At 68.2% G+C, this 23,050-nt stretch carries 21 protein-coding genes; 4 read left to right on the top strand and 17 right to left on the bottom strand.

Annotation, left to right across the window (positions count from 1 at the left end; genetic code table 11):
• Window positions 1-33 precede the first annotated feature (33 nt).
• Window positions 34-618 (top strand): TIGR03086 family metal-binding protein, encoded by a 585-nt coding sequence (locus tag ACOAMO_RS08910; RefSeq protein ID WP_420174454.1) that lies wholly within the window; start codon window positions 34-36, stop codon window positions 616-618.
• 68 nt (window positions 619-686) lie between these two features.
• Here ACOAMO_RS08910 and ACOAMO_RS08905 read toward each other — a convergent pair whose 3' ends face one another.
• The 7 genes from ACOAMO_RS08905 to sppA form a co-directional block, all read right to left on the bottom strand.
• Window positions 687-1,106, bottom strand: coding sequence for an ASCH domain-containing protein (locus ACOAMO_RS08905; RefSeq protein ID WP_420174453.1), 420 nt, complete (start codon window positions 1,104-1,106; stop codon window positions 687-689).
• 42 nt (window positions 1,107-1,148) lie between these two features.
• Entirely contained in the window at window positions 1,149-2,684 is a 1,536-nt protein-coding gene (locus ACOAMO_RS08900) for a DUF222 domain-containing protein (RefSeq protein WP_420174452.1), read from the bottom strand.
• A gap of 99 nt (window positions 2,685-2,783) precedes the next feature.
• Window positions 2,784-5,102, bottom strand: a complete 2,319-nt coding sequence (locus ACOAMO_RS08895; RefSeq protein ID WP_420174451.1) for a RecQ family ATP-dependent DNA helicase — start codon at window positions 5,100-5,102, stop codon at window positions 2,784-2,786.
• 79 nt (window positions 5,103-5,181) lie between these two features.
• Window positions 5,182-6,594 carry a Re/Si-specific NAD(P)(+) transhydrogenase subunit beta gene (pntB, locus tag ACOAMO_RS08890; RefSeq protein ID WP_420174450.1) on the bottom strand — a complete coding sequence of 471 codons (1,413 nt, stop codon included), beginning with the start codon at window positions 6,592-6,594 and terminating at the stop codon, window positions 5,182-5,184.
• A gap of 1 nt (window position 6,595) precedes the next feature.
• Window positions 6,596-8,140, bottom strand: a complete 1,545-nt coding sequence (locus ACOAMO_RS08885) for a Re/Si-specific NAD(P)(+) transhydrogenase subunit alpha (protein WP_420174449.1) — start codon at window positions 8,138-8,140, stop codon at window positions 6,596-6,598.
• 21 nt (window positions 8,141-8,161) lie between these two features.
• Entirely contained in the window at window positions 8,162-9,319 is a 1,158-nt protein-coding gene (locus ACOAMO_RS08880) for an aminotransferase class I/II-fold pyridoxal phosphate-dependent enzyme (protein WP_420174448.1), read from the bottom strand.
• Window positions 9,320-9,321: 2 nt separating this feature from the next.
• Entirely contained in the window at window positions 9,322-11,055 is a 1,734-nt protein-coding gene (sppA, locus tag ACOAMO_RS08875; RefSeq protein WP_420174447.1) for a signal peptide peptidase SppA, read from the bottom strand.
• Between the two features lie 137 nt (window positions 11,056-11,192).
• Here sppA and ACOAMO_RS08870 point away from each other — a divergent pair, with 137 nt between their 5' ends.
• The gene (locus ACOAMO_RS08870) at window positions 11,193-12,050 is read left to right on the top strand and encodes a pseudouridine synthase (RefSeq protein WP_420176996.1); all 858 of its coding nucleotides are present in this window, start codon (window positions 11,193-11,195) and stop codon (window positions 12,048-12,050) included.
• Between the two features lie 187 nt (window positions 12,051-12,237).
• Window positions 12,238-13,083: an endonuclease domain-containing protein gene (locus ACOAMO_RS08865; protein ID WP_420174446.1), complete on the top strand. Its 846-nt coding sequence runs from the start codon at window positions 12,238-12,240 to the stop codon at window positions 13,081-13,083.
• Window positions 13,084-13,170: 87 nt separating this feature from the next.
• Here the strand turns inward: ACOAMO_RS08865 and ACOAMO_RS08860 are convergent, their stop codons facing one another.
• Genes ACOAMO_RS08860 through rarD form a run of 3 tightly spaced genes read right to left on the bottom strand, consistent with a single transcriptional unit; the run spans window position 13,171 to window position 15,851 of the window.
• Window positions 13,171-14,487: an MFS transporter gene (locus tag ACOAMO_RS08860; RefSeq protein ID WP_420174445.1), complete on the bottom strand. Its 1,317-nt coding sequence runs from the start codon at window positions 14,485-14,487 to the stop codon at window positions 13,171-13,173.
• Window positions 14,480-14,917 carry a MarR family winged helix-turn-helix transcriptional regulator gene (locus ACOAMO_RS08855; RefSeq protein ID WP_420174444.1) on the bottom strand — a complete coding sequence of 146 codons (438 nt, stop codon included), beginning with the start codon at window positions 14,915-14,917 and terminating at the stop codon, window positions 14,480-14,482. Before ACOAMO_RS08855 ends, ACOAMO_RS08860 begins: the two co-directional genes overlap by 8 nt.
• A 37-nt stretch (window positions 14,918-14,954) precedes the next feature.
• Window positions 14,955-15,851, bottom strand: coding sequence for an EamA family transporter RarD (gene rarD / locus ACOAMO_RS08850; protein ID WP_420174443.1), 897 nt, complete (start codon window positions 15,849-15,851; stop codon window positions 14,955-14,957).
• Between the two features lie 54 nt (window positions 15,852-15,905).
• On the opposite strand from rarD, the gene ACOAMO_RS08845 reads away from it, so the two are divergent.
• Complete coding sequence (locus tag ACOAMO_RS08845) at window positions 15,906-16,586, top strand: HAD family hydrolase (RefSeq protein WP_420174442.1); 681 nt, start codon at window positions 15,906-15,908, stop codon at window positions 16,584-16,586.
• A 10-nt stretch (window positions 16,587-16,596) separates the two neighbouring features.
• On the opposite strand, the gene ACOAMO_RS08840 is transcribed toward ACOAMO_RS08845, so the two are convergent.
• From ACOAMO_RS08840 to ACOAMO_RS08810, 7 genes are all read right to left on the bottom strand, one after another.
• A complete protein-coding gene (locus ACOAMO_RS08840; protein ID WP_420174441.1) occupies window positions 16,597-17,268 on the bottom strand; it encodes a transaldolase family protein in 672 nt (223 codons plus the stop codon).
• 22 nt (window positions 17,269-17,290) lie between these two features.
• Window positions 17,291-18,445, bottom strand: a complete 1,155-nt coding sequence (locus ACOAMO_RS08835; RefSeq protein ID WP_420174440.1) for an SDR family NAD(P)-dependent oxidoreductase — start codon at window positions 18,443-18,445, stop codon at window positions 17,291-17,293.
• A 95-nt stretch (window positions 18,446-18,540) separates the two neighbouring features.
• Entirely contained in the window at window positions 18,541-18,906 is a 366-nt protein-coding gene (locus ACOAMO_RS08830) for a PTS glucitol/sorbitol transporter subunit IIA (RefSeq protein WP_420174439.1), read from the bottom strand.
• A gap of 58 nt (window positions 18,907-18,964) precedes the next feature.
• On the bottom strand, window positions 18,965-19,981 hold the full coding sequence (srlE, locus tag ACOAMO_RS08825; protein WP_420174438.1) for a PTS glucitol/sorbitol transporter subunit IIB: 1,017 nt from the start codon (window positions 19,979-19,981) through the stop codon (window positions 18,965-18,967).
• Complete coding sequence (gene srlA / locus ACOAMO_RS08820; protein WP_420174437.1) at window positions 19,978-20,529, bottom strand: PTS glucitol/sorbitol transporter subunit IIC; 552 nt, start codon at window positions 20,527-20,529, stop codon at window positions 19,978-19,980. Before srlA ends, srlE begins: the two co-directional genes overlap by 4 nt.
• 36 nt (window positions 20,530-20,565) lie before the next feature.
• Window positions 20,566-21,012 carry a transcriptional regulator GutM gene (locus ACOAMO_RS08815; RefSeq protein ID WP_420174436.1) on the bottom strand — a complete coding sequence of 149 codons (447 nt, stop codon included), beginning with the start codon at window positions 21,010-21,012 and terminating at the stop codon, window positions 20,566-20,568.
• 1 nt (window position 21,013) lies between these two features.
• Window positions 21,014-22,921 carry a BglG family transcription antiterminator gene (locus ACOAMO_RS08810; RefSeq protein WP_420174435.1) on the bottom strand — a complete coding sequence of 636 codons (1,908 nt, stop codon included), beginning with the start codon at window positions 22,919-22,921 and terminating at the stop codon, window positions 21,014-21,016.
• Window positions 22,922-23,050: the final 129 nt, after the last annotated feature.

The raw sequence follows: 23,050 nt of genomic DNA, 5'->3' as shown, positions 1-23,050 counted from the left end.
ACCGGACCCTCCGCCGTGGGGCAGACTGTCAGCATGAGCGAGAATCGAATCGAGCTGGCCGAGCGCCACCGCAGCACCGCCGAGCTCTTCAGCCAGAAGCTGGCCCACGTCACCGACTGGGATGCCCCCACCCCCGTGGCCGAGTGGTCTGTGCGCGACATCGTGCGCCACCTGGTCGACTGGTCGCGCGGCATGTTCGGCCAGGTGGAGGGGCTCACCTTTGGCGAGATCCCCTCCGTCGACGCCGATCCCGTCGAGGCCTGGCGCAAGCACACCGAGCAGATGCAGACCCTGATGAGCAATGCCGGAATCGAGAAGCTGAACATGCCCGAAACGATGTTCAAGGGCATGAGCGTGGTGGAGGCGCTGGAGACCTACTACGTGCCCGACATCTTCATGCACACCTGGGATCTGGCCACCGCCACCGGGCAGGCCTCCGGGCTCGACCAGGCCACCTGCCACCAGATGCTCGAGGACATGAAGGGCTCCGAGCAGATGCTGCGCGAATCCGGCCAGTTCGGCGAACAGCAGCCGGTGCGCGACGACGCCTCCAGCGAGCAGAAGCTGATGGCCTTCCTGGGCCGCAACCCCTACTGGGCGCCGCCGACGGCCGAGTGAGCCGACAGTTTCGTTGGACGCCGCCCCGATTCGGGGCGGCGTTCCTGCATTCCGACCGCTGCGCCCCCTCAGCAGCGGTGGATCACCCGGAAGCGACAGCAACACACGGGGGTGTCATCGCCGATTGCCACCGTGGGTTCGCCCAGGGAGGCGACGTAGTCGGGTGAGGTCCAGAACTCCTCGTGCCCCTCACGCCACTCGCGCGCGTCGGCGTAACCCTCCCCTTCGGCCCGTGCGTGGTCGTCACCGACGTCGGCCAGCGGTAGGACCTGCACGTCGATGACCTCGGTGACGCAGACCGGTTCTCCCACGGAATCGACGACGACCTCTCGGTACCCCGGCACAGTGGGCTCGTCGCCGAAACGGTCTTCCTCCTCCTGCAGCCAAGAGGTTGCGGTCTTCTCCCCCGAGAGGATGGCGCCAACCAGTCGGTCGCGCAGCGGCCCTGGGAATGCGTACTCCCCGATTGGTAGCTCTTCGAGATCCACGGCACCACCCTGCCACGGTGGCGGGGCCGGGCAGGCGGGCCCTCAGCCGGCAGGGGTCACCGGGTTGTGGATCATCCAGGAGCGGGAGGGCGTGACGAGGTAGGCGAACCCGTCGGGCGATCGCCAGAAGAACATGCCGGGAGCCAGTTGTCGCAGCTGCCAGCCGCCGTGGGTCTTGGCTCGGTGCACCGTGCGGGACAAGGGGCCGAGGTTCTCGGGCCGGGTGGCGGGCGCCGAGCGTGGTGGTTGATCCCTCTCCCCGTTCGCGCGCCGTCCGCCTGATTCGGGCGCGCCTGATTCGAATGGCGCGGCCGATTCGGGTGGCGCGGTCGATTCGGGTGGCGCGGCCGGCGACGGCGGGGGCCGCCAAGGCTCGGTGTGGTCCAGATCGCACGACTCGGCCCACTTCTTGGACCCCGGGAAGACCTCCACCGGGTTGCGGGCGATGACCACCTGCCGCATCCGGTGGCTGACCTCATACCGGTCGCTCGGGGTGACGACTGCCGGATCCACCACGGGTTTCAACGTCACCCGCGAATGCCCCAGCAGTTCCTCCAGCCATTCGACGAGCACCGGGCCGCTTCGTTCCATCCGGGCCACGCCGTCGAGTTCGGCCAGGGCCTGCTCGGCCAGGTGCACCACCACGGTGGATCGAGGCAGCAGCAGTTCGGGGTCGACTGTGACGGCGCCACAGGTGTGGCCGCGCTGGCCGGCAGCCGGACAGCTCTCGTCCCTGGCGGCATCCGTGTCCAGGGGCAAGGCGGGATCGTCCACCTCGTCGAGCAGGGAGGCCTGGATCAGCTGCAGCGCGCGTGCCGGGGAGGCGAGGATGCCGAGTGCGGTGGCCCGTCGCACGTCCACCGATTCGGTGTGCCCACCCTGCGCCAGGATGGTGGCGACCCGGTCGAGCTGCGCGTCGAGGAAGATTGCGTCCGAGGCGGCCAGCCGGCCCTGCAGCGGGGCCACACCGTCCTCGGACTCCCCCAGCCACACTCCCCGGGTTGCCATGGCCAGCTCATGGTGGGTGCGAGCATCCTCCTGGGGTGTGAGCTCCAGGACGTGCCCCTCGGCGATCCGCACGAGACGGCCGGGGCTCATCCCGCCGACCAGGGGCGCGATTCGACGGTCCAGCTCCAGCGCCTCGCGCAGCGGGAGTGAGCGGGACTTCATCACCAGCACACGCGCCACCCCGACGCGCAGTTCACCGTCGTGCATCTTCTGCCACAACAGCGGAAGGCGGTGGCGCAGGGCCAAGGCGTCCCCGATCATCAACTCGGCAGCCTCCCGCGTGATGGTCAGCGCGGCAGCGATCTCCAGTGGGGCGAACTCCGCCACCTCGGGGGTTCCGTCACCACCAAGGTGCACCATGCGCTCCCCGAAGACCACGGGCCCGTCCTCGGGAACCACGGCATGCAGGTCTGCGAAGTGGGCGGCCAGGGCGAACTGCTCTGCCTCCGCCTGCCAGGCACGACGCCGGGCGGCCAGCAGGGCGCCGACGGTCTGCGCCGAGGACAGGTGCTCCATCGGCACCCGATCCGCCACGGACGACGGATTTCCCACTCGCGCCAGCTCCTGCATGTCCGCCCCCTCGAATACCCCAGACCATCATCGAATCTTTGTTCTATTCTATCATTTGGTGGCGCTCTCGCAAGGGGTTTTGGGTGCTTTCTGCGAGGCTCAGGCCTGCAGGGCCAGGGCGAAGGGAAGGACCGCCGACGCACCCGCCTCGCGCAGCGCCGCGGCGGCCACGGTCATGGTCCAGCGGGAGTCCACCAGGTCATCCACCAGCAGCACCGGCCCCTGCACACCAGCCAGTTGGCGGCTGAGGTGTTCGTCGACGACGATCCGGCCCCAGATACCGGCCAGTCGGAAGGCGGAGTTGCCACCGGCCTCCCCCGTCGGGCCACCGTCGGCCAGCGCCAGCGCACCCAGATCGGTCATCCGCCCCAATCGCGCCAGGCCGCTGGCCAGAGAAGCCACCAGCTCTGGACGGGTGCGTGAGGGAACATGGGCCACCGCCACCGGGCGTTCGGCCCAGTCCCACTCGCGCAGGACCGGGATGCAGGCCTTCAGCACGTCGTCGGGCACCGGGGCGTCGGGCTGCTGCAGCAGCGCGCGCAACCGCTGCCCCATGCCCAGGTCGGTGAGCCGCGCGATCACCCTGCCGGGCTCCGGCCCGTTCTTGATCTTGCCCTTGAGGGGAACACCCAACCGGTCCATGCCGGTGGGCCACATGCCGCGCGGTTCCAGCAGGACGCCGGGCCGGTCGAGGGCGGTGCGGGCGGCCACCATCGCGGCATCGGGCAGCGTGGGGTCGTACCACTGACCGGCGCACACATCGCAGCGTCCGCAGTCATGCGACTGCGGATCGTCCAGCGCAGCAGTCAGGAAGGCCATCCGACACCGCTCGCCCTTCTGGTAGTCGAGCATCAGCTGCTGTTCGCGCTGCCTCGCCTCGGCCACCCGCGCGTAACGCTGGGCGTCATAGACCCACGGCTGCCCGGTGGCGGTCCAGCCGCCCTTGACGCGCTGCACTGCCCCGTCCACGTCGAGCACCTTCAGCAACAGCTCCAACCGAGTGCGCCGCAGGTCGACGATGGTCTCCAGCGCCCCGGTGGACAGCGGCTTGCCCGACTGCTGCAACGCTTCGATCACCGCCTGGGCCTTCTCCTGGTCGGGCATCGACGCGGTGGCGAAGTAGTGCCAGATGTCGCGGTCGGCGGCGGTGGGGAGCAAGAGCACGTCGGCGTCGATCGCACCACGGCCGGCGCGGCCCACGTGCTGGTAGTAGGCCACCGGCGAGCTGGGGGCGCCCAGGTGGATCACGAAACCCAGGTCTGGCTTGTCGAAACCCATCCCGAGCGCCGAGGTGGCCACCAGGGCCTTCAGTTCATTGGCACGCAGCTGGTTCTCCAACTGCTCCCGCTCCGCGGTGTCGGTGCGGCCGGTATAGGCCTTGACCGCATACCCCGCCTCCGACAAGGCCCGGGAGACGTCCTCGGCGGCCGAGATCGTGAGCGTGTAGATGATGCCGGAGCCCTGGAAGTCACCCAGGTGGGCCCCCAACCAGGCCAGCTGCGCCTCCGCGTGCGGCAGTTCCAGCACACCGAGCCGCAGCGACTCACGCGAGAGCGGGCCGCGAATGGTGAAGACCTCATGCCCGCCGGCACCCAACTGTTCGGCCACGTCGGCGACCACCCGCTCATTGGCGGTGGCGGTGGTGGCGAGCACCGGGGTGTCCTGCGGAAGCTCCAGCAGCAGGTCCTTGATGCGGCGGTAGTCGGGGCGGAAGTCATGGCCCCAGTCGGAGACGCAGTGTGCCTCGTCCACCACGAGCAGGCCGCAGCGCGCCGCCAGGTCGGGCAGCTGCTCGGCCCGGAAGGAGGGGTTGTTGAGCCGCTCCGGGCTGATCAACAGCACGTCCACCTCGTCGCGGGCCAGCGCGTCGGAGACCTCGCGCCAGTCGGTGGCATTGGCGGAGTTCATGGTGACGGCCCGCACCCCGGCCCGCTCCGCCGCGCCGATCTGGTCACGCATCAACGCCAGCAAGGGGCTGACGATCACCGTCGGCCCGGCACCCTGGGCACGGCGCAGCGCCGTCGCGACGAAGTAGACCGCCGACTTGCCCCACCCGGTGCGCTGCACCACCAGGGCACGCTGCCGGTGCTGCACCAGCGCCAGCACCGCCTCCAGCTGGCCGTCGTGGAAGGTCACGTCATCGCGGCCCACCAGCTTCTTGAGCACTGTGAGGGCCTGCTCTGCGAGGGGGGCCTCGCCAGGCTCGGCCGACGTAGAGGTGGGCTCGGCGCGCGTGGCCTCGACAGGCTCGGCCGACGTGGGAGTGGGCTCGGCCGACGTGGGAGTGGGCTCGGCCGACGTGGGGGTGGGCTCGGCCGACGTGGCAAGCTCCTGCGGCGGCAGCCAGTCGTCGTCCGGGGGCACGTCCCACGGGTCGACGGGCGGCTCGTCGGGCAGCGGGGGCAGGTGCGAGGTCATGGCTCCACCCTAGGAGCCACCACCGACAAAACCGGCCCCACCTCCAGGGCGGAGGTGGGGCCGGTTGCCAGTGCCAGGATCAACTGCCGATGGCCGCTCGATCGCCCGAAGGCAGCGCGGCGAGGATGCCCTGCACCGTCGCCTTGGCGTCGCCGAAGCACATCGAGGTGTTCTCCCGGAAGAAGAGCGGGTTCTGCACCCCGGCGTAACCAGCGCTCATCGACCGCTTGAAGACCACCACGCGACGCGCATCCCACACGTGGAGCACCGGCATGCCGCTGATCGGCAGGCCCGGCTCCATCGCGGCCGGGTTGACGGTGTCGTTGGCGCCGATCACCAGCACCACGTCGGTGTCGGCGAAGTCGTCGTTGATCTCGTCCATCTCCAGCACGATGTCGTAGGGCACGTGGGCCTCGGCCAGCAGCACGTTCATGTGGCCGGGCAGGCGTCCCGCGACGGGATGGATGGCAAAGCGCACCTGGGTGCCATTGGCCTCCATCGCCTTGGTGAGCTCCGCGACGGGGTACTGCGCCTGCGCGACGGCCATGCCGTAACCCGGGGCGATGATGACGCTCTTGGCCTCGGCCAGCGCCTGGGCCACCTCGGCCACGCTCCACTCGGTATGCTCCCCCTCGACCGCGGGGCCGGCCGCGACGGAATCGCCGAAGCCGCCCAGGATCACCGAGATGAAGGAACGGTTCATGGCCTTGCACATGATGTAGCTCAGGATCGCGCCCGAGGCACCCACCAGCGCACCGGTGATGATCAGCACGTTCATGTTGAGCATGAAGCCGCTGAAGGCCGCCGCCCAGCCGGAGTAGGAGTTCAGCATCGAGATCACGACGGGCATGTCCGCGCCGCCGATCGAGGCCACCAGGTGGATGCCCAACAGCAGCGAGACGATGGTGATCAGCACCAGCGGCAGCAGCGACGGGGCCTGCACGAACCAGACGGTCATCACGATGATGGCCACCAGCGCCAACAGATTGAGCCAGTTGCGGCCGGGCAGCGTCAGCGGCTTGGAGGCGATCTTGCCGTTCAGCTTGCCCCACGCGACGATCGAGCCGGTGAAGGTGACCGCACCGATGAAGATGCCCAGCGCCACCTCGGTCAGGTGGAAGGCATTGGCGTGGGGTGAGTCCAGGAAGGAGTTGAAGCCCACCAGCACCGCCGCGGCACCCACGAAGGAGTGCAGCAGGGCGATCAGCTCCGGCATGCCAGTCATCTCCACCTTGAGGGCACGCTGCACGCCGATCAGACCGCCGATGACGACCGCCGCCAGCAGCAGCGCGACGGCGGTGAGGTCTGCCCCGTCACCGCGGATGTCGGTCCAGCCCATCTGGAAGTTGGTGGCCACCAGGGCCAGGATCATGCCCAGCACGCCGAAGGCATTGCCGCGCTTGGCCGTCTCGTGCTTGCTCAAACCCTGCAGCGCAAGGATGAACAGCAGACCCGAGACGATGTACGTCGCGGTCACGAAGTTCTGCAACATGTCAGGCCTCCTTCCGGAACATCTGGAGCATGCGGTGGGTGACGGTGAAACCGCCGAAGATGTTGATGCTGGCAATCAGCACCGCGATGAAGCTCATGATCCGCACGGCCCAGTTCTCGCTGCCCAACTGCGTGATGGCGCCGACGATGATGATGCCGCTGACCGCATTGGTGACGCTCATCAGCGGCGTGTGCAGCGCGTGGGTGACATTCCAGACCACGTAGTAGCCCACCACGATCGCCAGGGCGAAGATGCCGAACAATTCCACGAAGTGGGTCGGGGCCACCGTCAGCAGCGCGATCAACAGCACCGAGGCGATCCCGACGTCGAGCACCGGGCGCCACCACGGCTTGGGCGGCTTCACGGGTTCCGCCGCGACGGCAGCCACCTCGGCCGCGGGTGCCGCCACCGGTGCGGCCGAGACCTGGATGGGTGGCGGTGGGAAGGTCACCTCGCCATTGCGCACCACGGTCATGGTGCGCACCACCTCGTCGTCGAAGTCGACGACCAGCTGGCCGTCCTTCTCCGGCGTCATCAGCTTGAGCGCGTTCACCAGGTTGGTGCCGTAGAGCTGTGAACTCTGCCCGGGCAGGCGGCTGGCCAGATCCGTGTAGCCGATGATCGTCACGCCATTGTCGGTGACGTACTTCTCACCCGGACGGGTCAGCTCGCAGTTGCCACCACCCTGGGCGGCCAGGTCGACGATGACCGAGCCGTCCTTCATGGTGGCCACCATCTCTGCGGTGATCAGCCGTGGCGAGGGACGCCCCGGGATCGCCGCGGTGGTGATGATGATGTCGCAGTCCTTGGCCTGTTCGGCGTAGAGCTCGGCGGCCCGGGCCTGGTAGTCGTCGCCCACCTCCTTGGCATAACCGTCGGTGCTGACCTCCTGCGAGGCTCCCCTGACGTGCAGGAAGGTGGCGCCCATGCTCTCCACCTGCTCGGCGGTCTCGGGGCGCACGTCGGTGGCCCGCACGATCGCACCCATCGCATTGGCGGCACCGATCGCGGCGAGGCCGGCCACACCGGTGCCCGCCACCAGCACCTTCGCCGGTGGCACCTTGCCGGCCGCGGTCACCTGCCCGGTGAAGAAGCGACCGAAGCTGTGGGAGGCCTCAACCACCGCGCGGTAGCCGGAGATGTTGGCCATCGAACTCAGCGCATCCAGCGCCTGGGCGCGGCTGGTGCGGGGCACCATGTCCATGCTCATCGCGGTGATGCCCTGCTGCGCCAGGCGCTCCACCAACTGCGGATTCTGGCGCGGGAAGAGGAAGGTGATCAGCGTGGCGCCCGGCCGCATCATCTGCAGCTGGGTCTCGTCGGGTTCATTCACGGCCAACACCAGATCGCTGGTCCAGACCGTCTGGGCATCGACCGCCTGCGCACCGGCTGCCTCGAAGGCGGCGTCAGTGGCGCTGGAACGGTCGCCTGCACCGTGCTCGACCACGACGTCGTAGCCGAGCTTGATCAGGTCCTGGACGGTTCTGGGTGTTGCCGCGGCCCGGTTCTCCCCGGGCTTGGATTCTCGTGGGACTCCAATTCGCATGCCCCGAATCTAACGGCCTGCTCAGGGCCCCTTTCGCCCGGGGTGAGGGATTGCCTGCAAGCGCTCGGCGGCAAGCCGGATCGTCTGCTCGTCCTTGCACTGCGCAAAGCGAATCCAGCTGCGTCCCTGCGCCGTCGACGGCCAACAGAAGGCGGAGTAGGGAATGCCCACCACACCCACCTGATGAGCCAATTCACGGCAGGCGCTGGCCCCGTCGGTGATGCCCAGCGGGCTGGCATCGGCGACGGTGAAGTAGCCGGCGCTGGGAGTGATCACCCCGAAGCCGGCCGCGTCCAGGGCGGCGCCCAACAGGTCTCGTCGGGCGCGCAGGCTCTCTCGTGCCCCGACGAAGTAGTTATCGCCCAAGCCCAGCCCCACGGCCACCGCCGGCTGGAAGGGCGCGCCGTTGACATAGGTGAGCCACTGCTTGACCTGCACCACCCGATCGACCAGCTCGGCGGGCGCCGTGATCCAGCCGATCTTCCAACCCGTCACGCTGAAGGTCTTGCCGGCCGAACCGATCGCGATCGTGCGCTCCCGCGCCCCCGCGATGCCCGACACGGGAATGTGCTCGGCGTCGAAGCAGAGGTGCTCGTAGACCTCGTCGGCGACGATCGTCGCACCGTGCCGAGCGGCCTGCTCCACGAGCACCGTGAGGTCGTCGCGACTGAACTGGAAACCGGTCGGGTTGTTGGGATTGTTCAGCAAGACCACCTTGGTGCGACTGGTGAAGGCCGCCCGCAGGTCGTCGTGGTCCAGGACGAAGCGACCCTCGACCAGCCGCAGCGGCACCGTGGTGTGGCTGCCGCCGGCCAACCGGACCACCGCGGCATAGGCGTCGTAGAAGGGTTCGCCGGTGAGCACCTCGTCGCCGGGCCCCACCAAGGCCAGCAGGCTGGCGGCGATCGCCTCGGTGGCACCCGCCGTCACCAGCACCTCGGTCTCCGAATCCCACTGCTCACCCCAGAAACGCTGGCGGTGCGCCGCGATCGCCTCGCGCAAGACTGGCATGCCGCGCCCGGGCGGGTACTGGTTCACCCCGTCGCGGATCGCCTGCTGCGCGGCCTGCAGCACCGCTTCGGGTCCGTCGCCGTCCGGGAAGCCCTGCCCCAGGTTGAGCGCACCGGTCTCGACGGCCAGTGCGCTCATCTCGGCGAAGATCGTGACGCCCTGCGCCATGTTCAACGCACCTGCAGACGCGGGATCTCCAGCGCACCGGCCTGCAGCTGCAGGCCCAGCATCCCGGCCGCCTGCTGCAGCATCGACTCCGGGGTCAGGGCCGGCATCGAGGCGGCGGTGGGCTGCTCGGTGGAGTCGGCGGGGCGGATCCGATCCAGCATCCCGAGGGCGGGCTGGGCGCGCAACTGGATCCGGTGCCGCTTCAGACCCGCGAGCTGGCAGGCGCGCTCGATCGCCACGTCCATGCCACCCAGGTGGTCCACCAGACCGCGCGCCTGCGCGTCGCGTCCGGTCCACACCCGGCCGCGAGCCAGCGGCTCCAGCTGGGCGTGGTCCATGCCGCGATCGGCGGCCGCCTTGTGGGTGAACTCGTCGTAGATCCGGTCGAGCCACTCGTTGAGCTTGGCCCACTGGTGCTCGGTGAAGTACTGGTCATTGGCCAGGAAGCCGGCATTCTCACCGCTTTCCACCGCTTCGTGCACCAGCCCCAGCTTCTGGTACAGGCCGGTGGTGACCAGCTTGCCGGCGAGCACGCCGATGGAGCCGGTCAGGGTGGCCGGTAGGGCCACGATCTCATCGGCGCCCATCGCCGAGTAGTAGCCGCCCGAGGCCGCCAGGTCACCCATCTGGGCCACCACCGGACGTCCCGAGGCGCGCAGCTGGTGGACGGCCCGCCAGATCGTGTCCGAGGCCACCGCGGAGCCACCGGGGGTATCGATGCGCAGCACGACCGCCTTCACCTTCTCGTCACGCCCGGCGGCGCGCAGGTGCTCGCAGACCACGTCGGCACCGGCCTGGGGCTCCCCCATCGCGGCGGGACGACCTCGACCGGTGACGATCGCGCCGCGCAGCCCCACCACGGCCACCACGGGCTGCTTGCGATCGACGATCTCCTTGACGGCCTGCCCGGGACCACCGGCATGCCAGCGGTGCACGAAGCGCAGCTGCTCCGCGCCGAGCTCGGTTCCCTTGGGCGCCCACTCCTCGAAGACGTGGGCCAGCGCCTCGTCGCGGTACCCGATGCGGTCCACCAGGCCCAGGTCGAGTGCCTGCTGCGGGGTCAACGGCGAATCGTTGACCGCATCCCACACCTGCTGGCGGTCGATCCCACGACGCTCGGCCACGGTCTCGACGAAGTCGTGCGCCAGCGAATTGGCGATGGCCTGCATCATCTCGCGATTGGCCTCGGTGACGTGGTCTGCCGCCAACCGGTCGGCCGCGCTCTTGAACTCGTGGCGCTTCGACATCTGGGGATCGATGCCCAACTTCCCCAGCAGTCCCTTGGCCAGCGTGATCCCCAGGTGGATGCCACCGATGCCCACCTGCCCCGACGGCTGGATCCACACCTGCTTGCAGGCCGTGGCCAGGGTGTAGGCGGGCAGATCATTGGCCAGCTCGCCAAAGCCGTGGGCGAAGGCCAGCGTCGGCTTCTTCGCCGCGAACTCGGCGATGGCCAAGCCGAGCTCCTGCGCCTGGGTGAGGGTGATGGGGGCAGTGCCGCAGTGCACCACCAAGCCACGCACGTCGCCGTCGTCGGCGGCCTTGCGCAGGCGTTCCCGCAGCACCTTCATGGTGGGGGCATTCATGGCCTTCACCGCGGCCAGCGGGTTCTCGGGAGCCGCGGAGAGCACGCCCCGGGCCAGGTCGACCTCCAGGATGACCTTGCTGGTCTGGGCACGTCCCTTCAGCGGGGTGCGGGAGATGATGCGATCGATCAGCGGTGACGAGAGATCCATGCCCCCAATCTACGGCCCGCACAAGGTTGTGAGGCCAACCCAGTAGCCTCGACGACATGCCTCGCTCCCCGCTGCCCGTACGCCATGGCCTCAATGCGGCATGGGTGGGCACCCCGCGCGAACACCACTGGGCGACGATGCGCGACTTCCTGGTGTGGAAGATTCCCCGCCTGACGCCGGAACGCATCGACGAGATGTTCGCGGAGCAACGCTTCGTCGACGAGGACGGCACGGTGATCCCGATCGATGCGCCCTACCGGCACCACTCGTTCATCTTCTTCCACCGCGACCTGCCCGACGAGACCGAGCCGCCCGGAGAGCTCCGAGTGCTGCACCGCGACGAACGGATCGTCGTGCTCGACAAGCCGCACTTCACCTCGACGATCCCCCGCGGACAACACATCATCTACTCCGCGGTGGTGCGGGCGCGCCGCGAGCTCGACCTGCCCGACCTCTCCCCCGCGCATCGCCTGGACCGCGCCACCGCGGGAATCCTGTTGTGCACCACCCAGCGCGAGCATCGTCGCGCCTACCAGACCATGTTCGAGAAGCGAGTACCGCAGAAGACCTACGAGGCGATCGGTCGCTTCCGCGATGGCCTGGCCTTTCCACTGGAGTGCTCCAGCCACATGGTGAAGGAGCGCGGCGTGATGCAGGCCCAGGAACTGCCCGGCCGTGAGCCCAATGCGCACACCCGGATCGAGCTGCTGGACCACGCCGAGCATCCTGCCCACGGCCCGATCGCCCGCTATCGCGTGCTGCCGACCACCGGCAAGACGCACCAGATCCGCTTGCACATGTCGTCGGCGGGGATTCCGATCGTCAACGATCCCTTCTATCCCGAGGTGCTGGATCGTTCGCTGGACGACTTCAGCCTGCCGCTGCAGTTGTTGGCCCGGGAGCTGCGCTTCGTCGACCCGGTGGACGGCACTGAACGGGTCTTCAGCAGCGACCGCACGCTGAGCGTCTGGGACGAGGTCGTGGATCAGCGCTGACGGGTCAGAAGTTGGTCGAATATTGCGAGCCGAGGAAATTTGAACGTGTCGCGCGCCGTATATGACCAAGTTCTGATGCCGATCCGCCTTCCCCCGGGTTGTCCACAGATCTCGGCCGTCGAGGATCCATGCACAGGCCGTTCCATCTGGCTGGTCCCGCAGCGGGCGCCGGCGGATCATCGGCCTTGTGAGGCTGCGAGACGACTGGATCAGTGAGCAGGGCGGAGTCCTTCCGCGCCACCGGCTCGAGGCCTGGGGCAATACGGCACATGAGATCCGCACCGCGGTGGCCAAGGGTGGCCTGGAGCCGGTGCGCCACGGCTGGTACGCGACACCCGGGGCAGACGCCGACGTGGTGCGCGCGGTGGCAGCCGGCGGGGCCCTCACCTGCGTCTCGGTGCTGCGACGCCATGGCGTGTGGAGTCTGGACCGCAGGCTCCATGTGGCCACGGGCAGGCGCGGCTTGCTCCGGCCGCTGTGCGATACCGTGGTGTGTCCTGCGGGAGAGCGGCGCTCGACACCCGTCGTGGCGGTGTGTGACCTGGACGCGGCGATCCAGTGCGCCGCGCGCTGCTGCCCTGCCGAAGAACTCCTGGTACTGCTCGAATCGGTGGTGAACCTGCAGCTGCGCAGCCACGAGCAGCTGGAATGCCTGCTTGTGACCGCCCCGCGCCGGGTCCAGCGCATCCTGCAGCGCATGGCGCCCTCCGAATCAGGAACCGAGACGATGGTGCGCTCCCGTCTGGAGGCCCGCGGCATCAAGGTGCGCAGCCAGGTTCAGATCGGCGACATCGGCCGGGTCGACCTGCTCGTGGGCACCTCGCTGGTGATCGAGGTGGACAGCCTCGCGCACCACACGAGTGCGATCGCCTACGAGAAGGACCGGGAACGTGATCGGCGGCTACGGGCGCGGGGCTACACCGTGATCCGTCTCTCCTACCACCAGGTGGTCCACCGTTGGGATGAGGTTGAACCCGACCTGCTGCACCTGATCGCGATGCGCGCGCATCGGCAACGGGTGGAGGCTGCCTGACAGACCACGTCAGAACTTGGCTGGATACGGACCGCGAAGGAAATTGGAACGTGTCGTGCGCCGGACACGACCAACTTCTGACGCGGTTCAGTCACCTTCAACCGTGATGTGGGCCGCGCGGACCTCGTCGACGGTCCAGACCCGCAGCCGGGGAGGCCATCCGGCGCGCAACCTGACCCGGACGCCACGGTGGACCATGAACCAGACGGCGACTCCCAGGAAGGTGAGGCCACAGGCCAGGCTTCCCGCCCAGATCGTCCATCGCGGGCCGAAGAAGTCTCCCACCCACCCGATCAGGGGTGCTCCCAGCGGCGTACCGCCCATGAAGATCGCCATGTACAGGGCCATCACCCGTCCACGGACCTCGGGATCGCTGGCCAGCTGCACCGAGGCATTGGCACAGGTCATCATCGTCAGCGCACACAAACCCGTGGGCACCAGCAGCAGGGCGAAGGTGGTGTAGTTGGGCGCTGCTCCCAGCAGGGCCGTGCACAGCGCGAAACCACCCAGGGCCGAGAGCAGCACGCGCAGCCGGGGCCGCTCTCGTCGGGCGGCGATCAGGGCCGCGGCCAGGGTGCCCACCGCCATGATCGAGCCCAAGAGCCCGTATTCCCCGGGCCCCTTGCCGTAGACCTTGGTCGCCATCAGGGCATTGGTGATCTGGAAGTTCATCCCGAAGGTGCCCAGCATGAAGACCATCAGCAGGATGACCATGATGTCGGGGCGCCGGCCCACATAGCGCAGCCCCTCCCGGACCGCACCCTTGCCGTTCTTGCGCATCGGCGCCGGTGACAGCTGCTCGGGACGCATCATCAACAAGGAGGCGATCACCGCGCCGAAGCTCACCGCGTTGAAGAACATCGCGGGCGCCACTCCCCACCAGGCGATGATCAGGCCGGCCAGCCCCGGGCCCAGGAGCCGGGCGCTGTTGAAGGAGGCGGAGTTCAGGCCGACCGCATTGGAGACCAGTTCGCGCGGCACCATCTCGCTGACGAAGGCCTGGCGGGTCGGGTTGTCGAAGGCGGTCACCACGCCGGTGAGGAAGGCGAGCACGAAGACGTGCCACAGTTCCACCCAGCCGGTCACCACCAGCAGGAACATCACCAGGGCGTTGAGGGCCAGCGCAGCCTGGCTGGTGAGCAGGATCTTCCGCTTGGGGAAACGGTCGGCGATCGAACCGGCATAGGGAGCCAGGAAGGGGATCGGTAGGAACTGCAGACCCGTGACGATGCCGAGTGCCGACGACGAGTGGTCGGTCAGGATGGTCAGCACCAGCCAGTCCTGGGCCACGCGGTACATCCAGGTGCCCACATTGCTGACGATGGCCCCGGTGAAGAAGATTCGGTAGTTGGGCACCCCGAAGCTGGCGAAGGTGCCGGAACGTCGGGCCACGGCCTCACTCACCGGCGGCCACCTCCAGCAGGATGTCGGCGGCCTGCCGCAGGATGCGCAGCTGCTCGGCGTCCAGGCCGTCGAGGTGCCGCATCATCCAGCTGTCGCGCTCGACGAAGGTCTGTTGCACCACGGCTCGGCCGGCTTCGGTGATGCCCACCAGCACCTGTCGGCGATCCTCGTGGTGGGGCTGGCGCTCGACGAGCCCCGCGTCGACCAGACCACTGACGGTTCGGGTCATCGACGGGGTGCTGACGCGCTCCAGCTCCGCCAGCTCGGTGGGCGTGCGTGGCTGGTGGCGAACCCGCACCAGCACGCTGAACTGGTGGGGCGCGACGGCCGCCGTCCCCTCGAAGCGGACTCGGCGGGCGATGCGTTGGCAGGCAAGACGGAGGTCATTGGCCAGTTCTGGCAGCTCGGACGAAGGAAGTTGTTCTGTCATCAACAATTAGCCTAGCTCGTTAGCTTGGCTAATCAAGTCAGGCGTGCGCTCTCCTCATCGAGCTGATCGCGCCGGCCAGGTAGACCAGGCAGCCGCTCCACACCAGCACCATGCCCGCCCAGTAGCCGGCGCTGACCTGCTGCCCGAAGACGAACAGCCCCAGCAGCAGCTGCATCGTCGGGGCCAGGTACTGCAGGATTCCCAACGTTCCCAGGGGAATCCCGGGGGCGGCGACGGCGAACAGCCACAGCGGCACCGCGGTCAGCACACCGGCGGCCACCATCAGCAGTGAGACGCGCCAGTTGACGCCGATCTGCCCGGTGCCCTGGATCGCCAACCACCCCAGCCAACCCAGCGCCAGCGGGGTCAACGCAAGCGTCTCGGCCGTCAGGCCCTCGAGCGCCCCCAGCCGGGCGCGCTTCTTCATGGCGCCGTAGAGGCCAAAGCTGAAGGCCAGCACCAGCGAGACCCACAGGGTGCGCCAGTTGCCCCACGCGATGATGCACACCCCCACCAGCGCCAGCGCACAGCCGATCTGCCCGTAGCGCGACATGCGCTCGCCGAACAACAACAGCCCCAGCGCGATGCTCACCAGCGGATTGATGAAGTAGCCCAGCGACGCCTCCACCACGTGCGACGAGTTGACCGCCCAGATGTAGGTGAGCCAGTTGAGCCCGATCAGCACCGACGCCGCCAACAGCCACGGCCAGGTGTCTCGCCGCGCCGCGGTGCGCACCCATCCCCAGCTGCGACGCAGCACCAGCAACATCACCGCGACGAAGACCAGGCTGAACACGATGCGTCCGGCCAGGATCTCCAGGGCACCGGCCGGCTTCAGCAGCGGCCAGAACAGCGGGAAGCCGCCCCAGATCAGATAGCAGCCGATGCCGGCCAGCAGTGCCGGCCGACTGTGGGTGGGTTCGTGGTCGGTCATCTGTCTCCTGTCTCGGCCTACAGTCTCTCCCGAAGCCGAGACACAATGGCAACCATGTCCACCACGAATTCACTGACCGGCCCCTTCGAGGCGATCGTCTTCGACATGGACGGCACCCTGACCGACACCGAGCACGTGTGGGACGTGGTCCGGCGCGGACTGGCCGAACAGGATGGCCTTGCGTGGCCCGTGGAGTCCACCACCGCCATGATGGGAATGTCCACCGCCGAGTGGAGCCGCCACCTCACCGAGGTGGTCGGCATCAAGGGCTCTCCCGAGCAGGCGGCCCGACGCACCATCGACGGCATGGTGGAGCACTACCGCACCGGGGTGCGGCTGCTGCCCGATGCCCGCGAGTCGGTGCGTCGGATGGCCGAGTTGATGCCCGTGGGCATCGCGTCGTCGTCGCCGGCGGTCCTGATCGAGGCAGGCATCCAGGCGCTGGGCATTGGCGACGTGGTGCGCCAGTACGTCTCCACCGAGCAGGTGCCACGAGGCAAGCCCGCCCCGGACGGCTACCTGCGGTGCGCGGAGCTGCTGGGCGCGGACCCGGCGCGGTGCCTGGCCGTGGAGGACTCGAGCAATGGGATCCGCTCCGCGCTGGCTGCGGGCATGACCACCATCGCGGTGCCTCCCCACTTCCACCCGCCCTCCGACGAGCTGCTGGCCCGCTGCACCGTCATCGACAGCCTCGAGGAACTGACCGCCGACCTCGTCCGGGGGCTGGCAGGCTGAGGACAGGGCCTCAGCCCAGGACCGCCTGCATGTCGGCCTCGAAGTCGACCACGGCCCGGGTGGTCAGTTCGTCGTCGAAGAGGTCGGCGATGACCGCCGGGGGAAGGGTGAACACCCGTACGCCCGCGCCGACCAGCGCCATCACCTGCTGGGCGCTCTTCACCGAGGCGGCCATGACCAGCGGCCCGGTGCCGTCCTGGGGCACTGCCCGGGTCATCGCCTGGATCTCGGAGAGGGCATCGCGTCCCGCCACCTGCATGCGGTTGAAGTAGGGGGCCAGGTAGCGAACGCCCAGCGCCGAGGCCACCGCCACCTGCTTGGCGGCATAGACGGCCGTCATCAGCACCGGTACCTGCTGCTCGTGGAGGCGGGTGATCACCCGGGCCCCGGTGGGGGTGACGGGGATCTTCATCGTGGCCGCGGGCGCCTGCTCACGGATCCGCATGGCGGCGGCGTACTGTTCCTCCGCGCTGTGCCCCCACAGCTGGAAGCAGACCTCGCGCTCACCGTCGCCGGTGGCCCAGCGGGCCACCTCGGCAATGTCGTCCACCCCGAGCCCTGCCCGTCGCAGCAGCGTCGGATTGGTGGTGACTCCGTGCACCAGCCCGGTGCGCAGCCAGGGTTCGGCCTCCTCACGCACCGCACTGTCGACGAAGATCCTGATCGGAATCGGATTGGTCATCATTCCTCCTGTGGGCCGCACCTCAGTGCAGCATCGTCTGTCCGCCGGTCACGGGGATGGCCTGACCGGTCTCGTAGTCCTGGTCGACGGCGTAACAGATCGCCTTGACCACGTCGTCTGGCCGGCAGCCGCGCCCGAGCGGCACCTTGGCCTGGTAGAAATTGCGCACGTCCTCGACCGTCGTGGCACCCGGCACCTTGCCTGCTCGCAGGTACTGGACGAACAGTCCGTCGTCGGGATCGGACCACAGGGGGCCGTCCAGGTAGTTCCCGGGGCACACCGCGTTGACCTTGATCCCTTGCCCCGCCAGTTCCAGGGCGAAGGACTGGGTGAGCCCGATGCCGCCGAACTTGCTGCCGGCATAGGGGGCATTGCGGTTGGAGCCGGCCAGGCCCGACTTCGAGTTCACCTCGACGATGTCGAAGCGGTGGGCAGGCGCGGCACGATGCTGCGCCGCCATCACCGGGACCACCGCCTGCACCCCGACGAAGTAGCCGCGGTAGTTGACGCGAGTGACCAGGTCGAAGTCGTCGACGGACAGTTCCGTCACCGCCCCGGCACGCACCACGCCGGCATTGGCGACGAACAGGTCCAGCCCGCCGAAGGCCTGCACCACCTCCGCCACGCCAGCCCGGGTGGACTCGGGATCCGCGACGTCCATCCGGAGGCCGATCGCCTGCCACGCACCGTGCTCGGCACGGATCTGCTCGGCCGCGGCCAGCACACCATCGTGGTTGAGGTCGGCCAGGGCAACCACGACGCCACGGGCGGCGAGCCCCTGTGCGATGCCCAGGCCGAAGCCCTGGGCGGCGCCGGTCACCAGGGCGACCTTGCCCGCCATCGGGCCTGCCGTGGAATTGGCCTGTGTGGAATCACCCTGTGTGGAATCAATCGGTGGGGCGGGCCAGTCGATGCGGTAGCGCCCCACCCCGTCGATGGCCACGTTGCAGGGTTCCCCCTGCTGCGAGCGAACCTGCTGCAACCGTTCCCGCCACGCCTCGACGGGCGGCTCGCCGTGGATCGCCCCCACCTGCCACTCGATGGCGCCCTCCCCAAGGGTGTCCTCCTCGGGGGTGTCCTGATCGACGGCCCGCAGGAGGGGCAGTCTGCCATCGCGTGCCAGCAGGGCGCGGATCGTGGCGATCTGGACCTGTAGCGGATCAACTCTGGATTCCATGGTGTCCTCCCCAATGGCTGGGCGCGGCCCGCCGGGATCTGCCCCGGCTGGCCGCGCCCCTCATGCCCTGCCGTGTGTTTCCACTGATGCCGTCATCACTGCTCGATGGTGAGCACCGAGCCCACCTGCACCTCCGGCTGACCGTCCTCACACAGGATGTGGATCGCGCCGGCCAGGCTCGCGGTGCTGCTGCCGTCGACGTTCACGGTGAGGTGCCCCAGTCCGTTCAGGTTCTTCTGGGCGGCCTCCCCCACCGCGGTGATGGGGAAGAGTTTGCCGTCCACGCCGAAGGACTGCCCCACGGCCAGGTCGGCGCTGGTCTGGGTCATCTCGATGATGAAGCAGTAGTCGCGCAGCGCTTCGGGGGCGTTCTCGCCGAAGGTGACGAACAGGCCGTCGGCGATGAAGGCGGACGCCATGCTGCCGGCGTCGCGAACGGTGGTGCGGAAGATCTCGGTCATGTCAGCTCCAGGTTCTGGTGCGTGCGGTCAGGAATCAGGGGATCAGGAATAGCGGGGGTCAGGAATAGAGTCCGATGCTCGCGAGCCAGGCAATGCCGACTCGGGGAACACCGTTGAGGAAGCGGGAGTACAGGACGGCGGGAACACCGACCTCCACGGTCTCCGGGTCGGCCTCGGACAGACCGAGACCAACGGGGATGAAGTCACAGGCATTCTGCGTGTTGATCGCGAACAGTGCGGGCAGCGCCAGGTGCGGCGCCACATTGCCCTTGCCGATCTCCACACCGATCAGTGTGCCGATGATCTGCCCGATCACGGCGCCCGGACCGAGCAGCGGGGACAGGAAGGGGATCGAGCAGATGAATCCCAGCACCATCAGACCCCAGCCGGAGCCGGCCAGCGGCGTGAGGAAGCTGGTGAACCACTTCCCGAAGCCCGAGGCGTTGATGATGCCGATCAGCATCGAGATGAAGGCCATGAAGGGCAGGATCGTGTTGATCATGGTCTGGATGGCATCGCGGCCGGCCTGGAAGAAGATCGACACCACCTTGCCGGCGCCCAGACCGATCTTCATCAGCAGCGTCTGGTCCTTCTGCTCCCGCAGGGTCTCGGAGACCTTCTTGTCTGCGGTGAACTTCGCCTTCTCCTGGCCCGCGGCCGCCCCGGTCGCGGCGGTGGCCGCGGCCTCGGTCTCGGCACCATCGGCGGGACGGATCTGGGCCGGCCCCACCGCGGAGACGTAGATGCCCTCGTGGATGAACTGGGCCAGCGGACCCGTCTTGCCGGTGGGCATGACATTGATCGTCGGGATGTTCTTCTTGGGGTAGATGCCGCACCGCAGCGTGCCACCGCAGTCGATCACGGCCATCGCGATCTGGTCGTCCGGCACGGAGGTCTGGAAGCCGTTGACGGCCTCTCCCCCGGTCAGCTCCACCAGCTTGTCGACCACCTCGGGCTTCTGCCCGCCACCGACGATGTAGACGATCTTGTTGCGCTCCGGGGTCACGGTGATGGTCAGCGGACCGCCGTAGCCGCCCTGCCCCTTGGAGACGACGACGCTCTTGTGCTCGCTCATGCCGCCACCTTCACTTCACCGCTGAGGGTGACACCCTGCTGCTTGGCCACCCAGGGGGTGATGAAATCGGTGACCCAACCACCGAGGAAGTTCAGGATCATGCCAACCACCAGGTAGCGCAGGGCCAGCTCGGCGGTGTTGAGCCCCAGCTTCTCGATGCCGGCCGCGATGCCCAGCCAGATGAACAGCTCACCCGCATTGATGTGCGGGAAGATGCCGCTCGAGGTGTGGCAGAACTGGGCGGCGCTGGCGTAGTAGCTCGGCTTGTACTTCTCCGGCAGGAAACGTCCCAGCGTGAAACCCATCGGGTTGGCAAGCATGAACATGCCCAGGAAGGGCAGCACCAGGTAGCGGCTGACCGGGTTGCCGGAGGCCCGGCGGGCCAGCTTGTTGATCTTGTCCTCGCCGATCATCTGGATCAGCGAGTTCATGGCGATGAGGAGCATCAGGACCAACGGCACGATGCCGGTCATCCAGCTGATGAAGGTCTCCCCTCCAGCGCGGAACAGCCCAATGAACCATTCGGCTGCACGGACGGTGAAGTCCATGATCGTTTCCTTTCTACGAACGTGGGGATTGGTGGGTCAGGCGAATGCCTGTTGGGTGCGGCTCCTGCGTGACAGGAGCTTGCTGATCGGGCCCGGGGGCTCCAGTGGCACCAGGCCCTCAGAGGCGAGCAGGTAGTTGTCGCGCGCATTGTTGACGGCGATGCGGACGCTGCGGTTCAGCTGTCGACAGTCCTCGCCGTCCAGTCCGGCCAGCGGGCGCCCGTTGTAGGCGGTGAAGTCCCGAAAGCGCGAGAAGACCGTGACGCCGCTGAGCAACCTGCCCTCGACCACCACGCCGTCGTCGTCCAGGCGGAACATCACGATGGCGCCATTGGCCACCAGGTTCTTCTGCTTGCCCAGGGCGACGCGTCCCTGGCGGCGCATCCGCGCGTAGTGCCGTGCGTAGTCCTTGGTCTGACGCATGGACAGCACCGTCTGGACGATGTAGAAGACGGCGAATCCGATGATGATTGGCCAGAACATGTCAGCTCCCTTGCTTGGTCTCGCGCATGGCGTCGAGCACGGCCAGCAGCGAGCGGTAGTCGGTGACGGCGCCCAGGCGCGTCATGAGTTGGGGATCGGTGCCCAGGGCGATGAGTTCCTCGTAGGTGCGGATGAGGATGCGGTCGTCATAGTCGGCCTTCTCCGGCACGGCCATCAGGAAGACCGCATCCAGCCCGTCGCTGCCCTCGCCAGCATCGATCGTGCCCAGCGCGCACGTCACGGCGCGCAGCCCGGCCGAGCTGGCGTGGGGGAAGGCGAGCCGGTCGCCGATCAGGACGGGCTCCTGTTCGGCGAGCCGGGTGGCGATGGCCTGCAGGAACTGCTCGTCGACCAGCCCCAGGGCCACCAAGTGGTCGCACAGCAGTTCCACGGCACGGTCATGGGTGCATCCGGCAGGCAGCCGCAGCACCCGATCGTCCTCCAGCAGGTAGGTGAGCATCGAGCCGTCCGGCTCGTCCATGGGCAGCGGGCCGAAGTCGTCGAAGCGCATGGTCCGCAGCGTGGCGACCAGCTCGGTGGGGTCGAAGAATTCCGACAGCTCGATGACCGGCATCGGCAGCTCGAGCTCGCTGCCCGGCGAGGCGACCACTAGGTCGAACTCCCCCGCGGCAATCCGGCTGGCATCGGCCACCTGGGTGTAGACGGTGTCGATCAACAGCGCCTTGGACATCTGCGAGCGCAACAGGCTGGCGGCGGCCGGGCCCCGCTGCGAGACGATGCCGACGCGGAAGGGCCGATTGCGACGTGAGGCGTTGTCGTCCAGGAAGACCTGGAAGTAGGTGGCTGCCAGGGACAGCTCCACCTCGTCCATGCGAAGGCCGGTGTGCTCCTGCACCACGTCGGCGGCCACCTGTGCCATCCGGTGGGCCAGCGGGAAACGCTCCCTGATCTCGTGCAGGTCATTGCCCGGCTCGGCCTGCAGGCTGAAACGCATCCGGTTGATCATGAAGTGCAGGTGTGAGCCGAACTCCCCCATCAACGAGTTGGGGCGAATGTCCACTTCCAGCACCTGCTGGACCCGGGCGAAGATCTCGTCGACGAGCTCGCGGATCTGCGACGGCAGTTCGTCCTCGGTCAGCGAGTCGGACCCCACCGTGGTTCGCCGCCCCGAGGCGGGCAGGGCCAGGTAGAAGACCTCTGCCTCGGGCAGAACGATTCCCTCCACCTCGGCCACGGCCTCGGCCAGCTCGCGGGCGAAGGCATGTGCCGGACTGCCGACGATCTCCTGGTAGCCCTCGGGAAGTTCCTCCAGCTCGTGGCGGGAATCACACCGGTCCAGCTGGACGACCAGCCAACGCCCCGTCTCCCGCGCGGTCGCCTCGTCGAGGCCATGGGCGCGGCAGGTTCGCGTCAGCGCCGCCTCCAGTTCCGGCTCCAGCGGGTAGTTGCCGTAGGCGACGTGGAAGCAGTGCCGCAGCACCGCCATGCGGATGGCCAGCTCCTCCCCCACCAGCTGCAGCCCGACATTGGGCCGGCCCTCGATGCGCACACCCTGCGGCTCCAGGGTGCGGCGCAACTGGGCCAGGTCGGCCGTCACCGTGGTGCGGCCCACATTCATCCGCCGCGCCAGGATCTCGGTGGTGACGGTGGTGTAGATGGTGACCAGGTCCGCCAGGATGAAGGCCCGGCGGTGTTCGGGATCGTTGAAGTTCTCCGGGACCTCGAGCACTTCGAGCCGACGCTCCGCGTACTGCAGGGGATTCACCACGCGCAGCCGGTAGCGGCCGTTGATCAGACGCACCTGGGCGGCGGGAGCGAGCGAGGTGTTCAAGGAGGCCACCTCGGTCGCCAGGGTGCGATTGCCCACACCCAGCACACGCGCCAGCGACTCGGGTGCGGCCGACAGGCTCGTCTCGAGTTGCTGCAGGATCAGTGCTGGGCGCTGCATGTCTCCCCTTCGTTGGTGGATGCTGTGAAACCTAACCGTGCAGGCGCCAGCATTGCCCCTTCCATTCGCCCGCTCGATTGCGGAGGGGTCCGCAAGTCTCCGACGCACCTCGGCCGTCTCCCGTCTTCC

The organism is Luteococcus struthionis (genome assembly GCF_048595755.1).
Taxonomy (GTDB): Bacteria; Actinomycetota; Actinomycetes; order Propionibacteriales; family Propionibacteriaceae; genus Luteococcus.
Note: the sequence above shows the minus strand (reverse complement) of the source record. Positions and strands in the feature narration are given on the sequence as shown.

Coding starts and splice junctions, on each gene's coding strand:
- ACOAMO_RS08880 (WP_420174448.1), bottom strand. CDS start 9,319: ATGGCGCAGGGCGTCACGATCTTCGCCGAGATGAGCGCACTGGCCGTC.
- rarD (WP_420174443.1), bottom strand. CDS start 15,851: ATGACCGACCACGAACCCACCCACAGTCGGCCGGCACTGCTGGCCGGC.
- ACOAMO_RS08855 (WP_420174444.1), bottom strand. CDS start 14,917: ATGACAGAACAACTTCCTTCGTCCGAGCTGCCAGAACTGGCCAATGAC.
- ACOAMO_RS08840 (WP_420174441.1), bottom strand. CDS start 17,268: ATGACCAATCCGATTCCGATCAGGATCTTCGTCGACAGTGCGGTGCGT.
- ACOAMO_RS08815 (WP_420174436.1), bottom strand. CDS start 21,012: ATGTTCTGGCCAATCATCATCGGATTCGCCGTCTTCTACATCGTCCAG.
- ACOAMO_RS08810 (WP_420174435.1), bottom strand. CDS start 22,921: ATGCAGCGCCCAGCACTGATCCTGCAGCAACTCGAGACGAGCCTGTCG.
- ACOAMO_RS08830 (WP_420174439.1), bottom strand. CDS start 18,906: ATGACCGAGATCTTCCGCACCACCGTTCGCGACGCCGGCAGCATGGCG.
- sppA (WP_420174447.1), bottom strand. CDS start 11,055: ATGGATCTCTCGTCACCGCTGATCGATCGCATCATCTCCCGCACCCCG.
- srlE (WP_420174438.1), bottom strand. CDS start 19,981: ATGAGCGAGCACAAGAGCGTCGTCGTCTCCAAGGGGCAGGGCGGCTAC.
- ACOAMO_RS08870 (WP_420176996.1), top strand. CDS start 11,193: ATGCGCGACTTCCTGGTGTGGAAGATTCCCCGCCTGACGCCGGAACGC.
- ACOAMO_RS08845 (WP_420174442.1), top strand. CDS start 15,906: ATGTCCACCACGAATTCACTGACCGGCCCCTTCGAGGCGATCGTCTTC.
- srlA (WP_420174437.1), bottom strand. CDS start 20,529: ATGGACTTCACCGTCCGTGCAGCCGAATGGTTCATTGGGCTGTTCCGC.
- ACOAMO_RS08885 (WP_420174449.1), bottom strand. CDS start 8,140: ATGCGAATTGGAGTCCCACGAGAATCCAAGCCCGGGGAGAACCGGGCC.
- ACOAMO_RS08895 (WP_420174451.1), bottom strand. CDS start 5,102: ATGACCTCGCACCTGCCCCCGCTGCCCGACGAGCCGCCCGTCGACCCG.
- pntB (WP_420174450.1), bottom strand. CDS start 6,594: ATGTTGCAGAACTTCGTGACCGCGACGTACATCGTCTCGGGTCTGCTG.
- ACOAMO_RS08910 (WP_420174454.1), top strand. CDS start 34: ATGAGCGAGAATCGAATCGAGCTGGCCGAGCGCCACCGCAGCACCGCC.
- ACOAMO_RS08835 (WP_420174440.1), bottom strand. CDS start 18,445: ATGGAATCCAGAGTTGATCCGCTACAGGTCCAGATCGCCACGATCCGC.
- ACOAMO_RS08900 (WP_420174452.1), bottom strand. CDS start 2,684: ATGCAGGAGCTGGCGCGAGTGGGAAATCCGTCGTCCGTGGCGGATCGG.